This window comes from Colwellia sp. BRX8-9 (assembly GCF_014077245.1).
Classification (GTDB): domain Bacteria; phylum Pseudomonadota; class Gammaproteobacteria; order Enterobacterales; family Alteromonadaceae; genus Colwellia_A.
In genome coordinates this window covers 1-8,104 of sequence record NZ_JACGVN010000043.1, presented here as the reverse complement: position 1 = coordinate 8,104, position 8,104 = coordinate 1, and the positions used below count along the sequence as shown (strand labels likewise).

The window sequence follows — 8,104 nt, the reverse complement described above, 5'->3', positions numbered from 1 at the left end:
ACCTTATCTATAAAACGTTAAGTTAACTACTTTACTCTAAAGTGATGTAGATAACTTATCAAAACAGCTCTTTCGTGGTTCGTTTTGACTGAACCCCTTGGAACTGGAGCGCATTCTAGACATTTTCTAAAAACTATCAAGCACTATTTTCATCTTTTTGTTTGTTCGAATGAAAAACAAGCAGACAGGATGATATTAAAACATATATCTACTAATAACTCCCCTACAGCTATTTATAAGTACTATAAATCTGGCCCTATTTTTACTTTAACTCATCATGTCGAAGATCAAATAGTATTCTTCAGCGTACAAATATCAATATGATGTGCTGCATATTTAATTAATTTACTCATCTCTCCTATTAATTAGTCGTTTTGTTTTTACTTATTTACGAATAAATTCGTATCTATATTGTTTTATCGATAATTTGAACTAATCTAAAAGATATACGAAATAACTCGTAGAATGTAACTAACAAATATTGAGGTGCCAGGATGAGAAGAAATAGACTTTATGAAGACCAAAAAGCTGAAGCAGATATGACACCTATGCTTGATATTGTTTTTATCCTTTTAATATTCTTTATTGTGACCACCTCATTTGTTAAAGAACAAGGTTTCTTAGTGAATAAACCCGATGGCGGCAATCCTAATCAGAATAATAATCCTATGTTACTTATAAGAGTAAATGAAAATGGTCTTGTTTCCTTAAATGGTAGAATTACAGATATTGAAAGACTACCAGCAAATATAGAAAATTATATGGCTACTAACCCAGTATCTGCTGCTGTTGTGATCCCTCACGCAAATACAAATTATGATAATGTAGTTAAGGTTATCGATCACATAACTATGGTTGGTGGGCTTACGGTATCTATAGGCAAATAGTTTATATATGAGGGTTAGTCTTTTGATGGGCTAACCCTTTAAACTCAAGTTCCTGTTATATATGTGCTTCGATATATTAAGGTCAATCATATTAGTTTGTATAACCTGCTAGTCACTATAATGACATTTAACTCTGTTAATGCTAACAGTAACAATCAAGTACTTGGCATCTAGCTTGTGTTATTAGCTTTTACATAGACAAAGCAGACTATTAACGACAGCTAATACACTCTTATTACAAGAGACGATTAACTCATTACCCCCGGCGCTTAACCTACTCCCTACTTAATATTTTTTTTAGTAAAAAATTATTAATCTGGTAATAAGTCTACCTATGTATAATGCTGTTGATCACTAAATAAAAACTTCATCAAGACAAAAAATCTCTATTGACGGACCAAGCTCCTGGCTAGACAAGACCATTCTTGCTGCTACTTGCTCACCCGTTATCGGGCGGAAGCGTCGTAGCAAGGGTATAATGCATAAAATAGGCATGAACCAACTAGCCATTTTTTCACCTAAGCGAAATTCTGTTCGTTGACCAAGTAGTAATGACGGTTGAAAAATACTAATACGTTTAAAGGGTAATTGTTTTATTCTCTGCTCCAAAAGACCTTTCATTTTCAGATACGAATTATTACTTTGATCATTAGCCCCAGCAGAAGAAACGAGTAGGTAGTGATTAACACCGTTGCGTACTGCTAATTGTGCTGCTTCAAACTGGTAATCAAGATCTACTCTACCTTGTTCCACGATTGAACCCGCTTGCTTAACTGTTGTACCAAGACATGAAAATAAAATGTCCGCATGAAATAGTGTGATGTAATTATTGAGGTGTTCGAAGTCCACGACTTGATTACAAACTTTTGTTGATGTATGTGGGGAAGGCCTACGTGTTAGTGTAATAATTTCACTAATATGGTCACTGCTAACGAGTTGATCAACTATCGCCCGACCGACTAACCCGGTAGCGCCTATAACTATAGCTTTTTTTGCCATTACACTCTCTCTAGTATTATCCCAGAAAATTGATGCTTTTTTTACTGTGTCGAAAATATATTGAGCAGAATTAATGCAGGGATAAGATAACACCTCGTTAAAAAGATAATCATTGTTAACTGGAATTTATGAAAACCTATACTAGCTGACAATTTATCGTCGGTCTATATTGGCTTGTAGCTTTGTTATTGGCATGGTGTCTCTGAAGTTCTTTTATATAAGTAGATAAAAGTAGTCCAACGCAATAATTACATCGGTTATGCTACCCAATTATATTAGAACGGCCGTTAGCCAACTGTATTTTATCCCTATTTAAATTCTGGTGATGTTTTTATACCGACGATCTCACTATTATTAGAAAATAACCAACCATTAAAGAGACTAACAAACCAAAAAATGAAACAAGTGCAGATACGAGTAAAACTGCTACACCAATATTAGCCGTTTCGGCTGTATTTTCGTCTAAGCCTAGGTAATTAGACTGAAAAACAAAAATAAATAATAGTGATACAACAACAATGGCCAGGGTTGAATACATTGATGCTTGCCAAAATGAGTTAGGAAGTTTCCAATGAACGCCACCTGCAATTAATATAGATAATCCAGCTAGTAAATATGGGACCAATGCTCAAACCTCTCAAAAAATATAGTTGGCTAAAAGGAAAACGAAGTGAAAACAGCCAACTGTATCTTCCGTTCGAGTTATTGTTAGGGCTTATTGCTTATGAAGAGTAAACGATGTTTTTTTTGATGTTAATCGCTTTGCTGATAATATTTTATAATAACCAAGTGATATACCTGATTTTACAAAAGCATAGCTTAACGTATTCCCTTTATATGGGAAAACGTCACTAATCTGATCTTGTTGCAACTCCATATTTATTAATTCGTCATAAGAATTAAATGAAGAAGTTAAAACGTCTAAACCATCAACTTGAATAATATCCATAAATTGTGACCTTATACCCTAACGCCCTATTAAGGGACAAATGAATGTTAGCTAAAATAAACAACGAAGGAGTATATAGCCAACTGTTATTTTTCCTGCTTGAATGGCTTATGCTATTAAAACTCGGTGAACTGAATATTATTAAAAAACGCATCACTATCGTTTTGTAATGTTGAATATCCAGTATCTACAAAGTAACGACTAGAGTACTCAATATTTACACCTACTGTGTTTTTTTTAGGATGTTGGCAATTATAGCCAATACTTTCAAATAACATTGAGGCTTTGCCTCCTTGAATTTTAGCATTAGTATCTTGAGATATTGAATGGTATTTAACACAAACTGCACCATTAAGTGATGAAAGGTTTTCGGTGTTTTCTTTGTTTTCAAATCGCCCCGTATTTGGGGCAGATGCTCTCGAACTAACAATATATTCTAGAAACTTTTTATCTGAATCTAAACTTGGCAATTGAAATATAGAAACATTTACAACTTGCGATTCATTTTTATTAACGCCTTTACTCCCAAGAGATGATTGATAGCCTGAAGCTGTAATAACCACCCAATCTCCATTTTGTGGAGGGAGTGTCGTTACACCATAAATGTTAATAGGGCTATTTGAATTTACAATGGGTGCGACAGTCGCACACGAAGCAATAAATAAACTTGATAATAATACTATAATTTTAAACACTAACTTTCCTTAGTAGCATAACGCCACGTTAAGAGGCTTTTAATTGTTGGCTAAAATATCAAACGGAGCGGAACCTAGCGACGGTAAAAAGCTCTGCTTTAATGGCTTATTATGAGGCTACATACTCGAATTAAGTACTTTTAAATCGTTTGCAGCTTGTTCTTTATTAACTTCAATTAATCCCGCAGCCCCCGAAAATGACATCACTGTCCCCATTGATGTTGCATCTTGAAATTCTATATCGAACCTTAAGTAGTATGTCTTACCTTTTTCCATATCAATATTTCCAATTACATCTCCAAAAATCCAATTATCTAGAAATGAAGTTGAACCTATTTTTATCTCATGTGCCCCCGGCTCTAGGTGAGTTAAGACATAACCAGAATTTTTTAAAGAAAACTTTTCTTTACCATCGATAAAAATGGTTGGCCAAGTTCCCCCTTGAAAGAATTTAGATGGCCTATAAATATATAAAGAACTCTTATTTACAGCTGTATTTTCAAAACCTTTAAACCGATCTCCAGAAGCAGAACATCCACTAAAAAGTAGTGTGCATATAATCAGAAATAATACTCTCAATTTCAAAAACCTCATAACGCCTCATTAAGAGACAAATAATTGTTGGCTAAAATAGCGACGCAGGAGCAAAAGCCAACTGAGATTTGTCCTGCTTGAATGGCTTTTATGTAGTTACGAACCGAAGTCTCAATTAATTCTTGTATAAGAAAACTTTTCTTCAGTTGTACTTCCATTGTCTTCAATAGCAACATATATATTAATTTCGTTGTCGTTAACCTTCTCAATAGTCATGCCGTTGAAGTAAACTTTATTTTCCATAACTTTGACCAATACAAAATCAATAGTTTTATCTTTCTTCTCCCATCCTTTTAAGTCTCTATGAAAATGCTTTAATCTAAAGATAAGTGTTCCATTTTCTTCGGATATTGTCTCAATTTCATAGAATTGTACTTCATTTTCAACAACAAGCTTAAATGCTCCCATCATGCTCCCGCCAACAGCAGGCGACCATACTTCTTCAATGAGGCCACCAAATGCTTCCCCTCTCCAATGACCTGAAAGCCATTTCACTACACTTAAATCAGCAGCAGGTGACTGCTGCTTACCTTCTAAGAATAATATGTTAGGGAATTTATCATTTGCTAAAATATCAAAACAAAATAGCATAAGGAAACAAAGTGCACTTTTTTTAATCATTTTATTGCTCCATGACAAGTTGGAATAATCTGACCACATAACGCCCATTAAGAAGCTTTTAATTGTTAGCTAAAATAAACAACGAAGGAGTATTTTATAGCTAACTGTTACTTTTTCTGCTTGAATGACTTTTTATAAATCGTTAATCACTACACTCGACTTTGGCATAATCACCGCCACCAACTGTACTATCAGGTATAGTAAACCCTATATTTTCAGCAGTTTGCGAATGGTTTTCGTGAATAGTAAACACATGTAACTTTCCTGTTCCCCCTCCACAGACTGAGGGGTAATCAACCAGTATTAAATTACCACAACTTTCAGCTTTAACTTCAATACCGGCTTCTTGCAGATAACTCTTAGTTAATGATATTGATAAACCATTATCCTGACACTGTAACTCCCCTGTACTTATATATACTTCAATATTATTGTCAGAGTCCGATTGGTTGCAACCGGAAAGAGATACCAGCATTGGTAGCATTAGATAAATAAATTTCATAGCGTACTCCGTTACTTTATTTAGATTTTTAGCACCCCATTAAGAGGCTTTTTATAGTTGGCTAACATGTGAGGCGAAGCGGACTTAGCCAACAATTTTTAGCGTAGGTTTGAATAACTTGCTATTTTTACTATGATACAGAAGCATTTACAACTTCCAACGTTCCATTGCGCTGTATTATGTGAACGAAAGCTAAGAACTCATCATCTGATTTTGAATACCCTTGTTTCCAGAAAACCCTTACGTCACTTTTTTTTCTAATAACACCAACCAACTCTCGTTTTGTAAAAAAACCAAGAGTTTCTTGATATGCTTTGCACTGTTTTTCAAGTTCATCTTTAGTGACGATACTTTTCATATTGTCACTAAAGTCTCGCACATGCTTTTCATGGTCAATTTCAGTGGAAGCATCCATAAGGTTATCCATTATAGGATTAACTATTTCCAATATTTCGTCATTTGAAAGCTTCAACCAATTCATGAATACTCCTAGATAGCTAGATAAAATTAGTTACAAAGGAGTAAAAAATCAAATTTTTTATTCCTTTTGAAAGACTTATAGTTTTATTTGCCAAACTAGTGTCGTACCATCTTTACCTTTATTTATATAACCTACGCTCTCTAAATAGTACAACGAAAAGGTTACTAAATTTGTACTTGTTAAAAGAATATGAGCGAGACCTCTTGAAGTGAAAGCCTCATTAGGGTGCTCTTTAAGGTAATTGAGTACCTGTTCATTTAGGCTTACCTCCATTTCTTCTATCGTTGATTCTGCAACCTTTTTAGGATCAATTTTTTTGCCGCTTGCAGTTGCATCTGAAATAGCTTTTTGAGTTGCGTTAGTAACTGCCTTTTTAATGTTATTTATTTGAAGAAAATCAGTTTGATCATCAAAGTCACTGGGGGCATATAAGACATGGTGTTTAAAAATAAGCACACCAAAAAAAATTAAGACGATAAGTAATGGGAATAACATTACAAAGTACACAAATATAGATTGAACTTCGGGAGGTAATGCAATTAAAGCCCCTGTTGCAAAAGCCTCTGCTGTACCCGCAAAAATAGCAATAATTGTTAGAGGGTTACTTACTTTCATTTACTTTACACCTGACTTTGAAAAAAAATAACGCCTAGTTAGGCGCAAAAATATAGTTGGCTAAAATGTTGAACGGAGTGAATACAGCCAACTTTATATTTTCCCTTTGAAGTTCCTGTTATGCATTTTTTAGCATAGTGCTAATTTTATTAATAGTATTTAGATTTCTACCTGTCGCACTTTGACCTAAACAAGACTCTACATTTGCTACTAGTTTTGAACGACCTATGCCTTCAGGTGCATATAAATAAAGGACATTACCTTTAACTGTATACTCTTCAGAACTTGATATATATTTATTTAACTTATCTTGAACTAGGTTGATATTATTTTTACAAAAGTAAAAGTGTACAAATTTACCTTCAAATTCTTTGTATGGATTATTTAAAGCTGATGTTGAGAACACTGATTCTTCTAAAGAAAAAACCGCAGGAGCAAAGCCAAAGTTCTTGGATATAATACTTTGCACTTGCTCTGTTGGATTTTTAGGGCTTTTTAAAACGATATTGCCACTTTGGATATATGATGAAACACTTTCATAGCCACTTTGTTCCAAAAGCGGGACAAGCTCTTTCATCGGTAATATATTATTGCCCCCAACATTGATCCCTCTGAATAATACGATGAATTTTTGCACCAAATTCCCTTAAATGTCTAACGCCTAACTAGCGGCGCGAAATTGTTGGCTAAAATAGCGAACGGAATGAAACCAGCCAACTGTCTTTTATCCGTTTGAATGCTTTGTTAGTATCAACACATTCAAAATAAGCCATTTTAACTAAATGATAATTAAGTAGAACTTAACACCATTCAATAATTTTTTATCGTGTCAATACATGCCAAATCACATATGCCCAAGACAAGAAACCGTGCAGAATTGCCCATAAGATTGACTTATTTACGCTCCATGAAATAGCAATTGAAAGAGCTGTTCCAAATGTAATTCCATACTTTACTATTTCTTTCCCTGAATTATCCATTAATGACATTCCTAGTTTGGTTATTTTTATTAAGTATTATCAATTATAAGCATAATACTATGATGCATTGATATATCAGGGAGCTGGTACTCCCCGATAAGCGGTTTAGTTCAACAGCTTATATGGAGACTACTCACTAATGTACATCCATAAATTAAATTTATTACTCATTAATATCACATATTTTTAACAATTTAGGAACAGTGAACTTTTAAATTTCATCACTATTTGGATATTACTGAGACTTATCACTAGTAACACAAGGCTAGGTCATCAGAAAATATATTATAAATATTTTAAGTTCAACAATACACGCGAAGTAATCACTACTTCTTATATTATTGAGATAGTGATCTTCTTACCGCCACCTAAAATCAATGAATGATTTTGTCGTCATTTACAGTGGTGCATCAGGATGTAATTCGCTTACTAAGCAAACGCGATTATGAAGGGTTATTCTGCTAAGTTTTCAAACGACAGAAAGCAAAAAAGCCGACTCTTTCGGATCGGGTTTCTGTAAATAGAGGCTTAGCAATGTCCTATTCTCACATGGGCATGTCGGACATAAGTCACACTACTGTTGGCGCTACTACTATATTAGTTACAAATCTTGTGTTTTCAAACGCCAGAAAGCAAAAAACCCGACTCTTTCGAATCGGGTTTCTCTTAATTAGAAGCCTAGCAATGTCCTACTCTCACATGGGAACTCCCACACTACCATCGGCGCTACTGCGTTTCACTTCTGAGTTCGGAATGGGATCAGGTGGTGCCACAGTGCTAT

Annotated in this window: 11 protein-coding genes and 1 rRNA gene; 1 reads left to right on the top strand and 11 read right to left on the bottom strand. The window is 34.3% G+C overall.

Features of this window, described 5'->3' with window-relative positions; all coding sequences use genetic code 11:
- The first annotated feature begins 494 nt into the window (after positions 1-494).
- Entirely contained in the window at positions 495-887 is a 393-nt protein-coding gene (locus H4J70_RS20155; RefSeq protein WP_182218634.1) for a biopolymer transporter ExbD, read from the top strand.
- 354 nt (positions 888-1,241) lie between these two features.
- On the opposite strand, the gene H4J70_RS20150 is transcribed toward H4J70_RS20155, so the two are convergent.
- The 11 genes from H4J70_RS20150 to rrf all read right to left on the bottom strand — a co-directional run.
- Positions 1,242-1,886, bottom strand: coding sequence for an NAD(P)H-binding protein (locus H4J70_RS20150; RefSeq protein WP_182251785.1), 645 nt, complete (start codon positions 1,884-1,886; stop codon positions 1,242-1,244).
- A 331-nt stretch (positions 1,887-2,217) separates the two neighbouring features.
- Positions 2,218-2,511, bottom strand: coding sequence for a hypothetical protein (locus tag H4J70_RS20145; protein WP_182251784.1), 294 nt, complete (start codon positions 2,509-2,511; stop codon positions 2,218-2,220).
- Between the two features lie 90 nt (positions 2,512-2,601).
- Positions 2,602-2,835, bottom strand: a complete 234-nt coding sequence (locus H4J70_RS20140) for a hypothetical protein (protein WP_182218630.1) — start codon at positions 2,833-2,835, stop codon at positions 2,602-2,604.
- A 116-nt stretch (positions 2,836-2,951) separates the two neighbouring features.
- The gene (locus H4J70_RS20135; RefSeq protein ID WP_182251783.1) at positions 2,952-3,530 is read right to left on the bottom strand and encodes a hypothetical protein; all 579 of its coding nucleotides are present in this window, start codon (positions 3,528-3,530) and stop codon (positions 2,952-2,954) included.
- A gap of 117 nt (positions 3,531-3,647) precedes the next feature.
- A complete protein-coding gene (locus H4J70_RS20130; RefSeq protein WP_182218627.1) occupies positions 3,648-4,109 on the bottom strand; it encodes a DUF2846 domain-containing protein in 462 nt (153 codons plus the stop codon).
- 126 nt (positions 4,110-4,235) lie between these two features.
- On the bottom strand, positions 4,236-4,745 hold the full coding sequence (locus tag H4J70_RS20125) for a DUF6265 family protein (protein ID WP_182251782.1): 510 nt from the start codon (positions 4,743-4,745) through the stop codon (positions 4,236-4,238).
- 142 nt (positions 4,746-4,887) lie between these two features.
- Positions 4,888-5,247 (bottom strand): hypothetical protein, encoded by a 360-nt coding sequence (locus H4J70_RS20120; RefSeq protein ID WP_182245135.1) that lies wholly within the window; start codon positions 5,245-5,247, stop codon positions 4,888-4,890.
- Between the two features lie 130 nt (positions 5,248-5,377).
- On the bottom strand, positions 5,378-5,728 hold the full coding sequence (locus tag H4J70_RS20115) for a hypothetical protein (RefSeq protein ID WP_182218621.1): 351 nt from the start codon (positions 5,726-5,728) through the stop codon (positions 5,378-5,380).
- Positions 5,729-5,803: 75 nt separating this feature from the next.
- Positions 5,804-6,343, bottom strand: a complete 540-nt coding sequence (locus H4J70_RS20110) for an ArsR family transcriptional regulator (protein ID WP_182245136.1) — start codon at positions 6,341-6,343, stop codon at positions 5,804-5,806.
- A gap of 118 nt (positions 6,344-6,461) precedes the next feature.
- Positions 6,462-6,980 carry a DUF1697 domain-containing protein gene (locus tag H4J70_RS20105; RefSeq protein WP_182222993.1) on the bottom strand — a complete coding sequence of 173 codons (519 nt, stop codon included), beginning with the start codon at positions 6,978-6,980 and terminating at the stop codon, positions 6,462-6,464.
- 1,019 nt (positions 6,981-7,999) lie between these two features.
- Positions 8,000-8,104, bottom strand: a 5S ribosomal RNA gene (gene rrf / locus H4J70_RS20100); the annotation flags it as partial.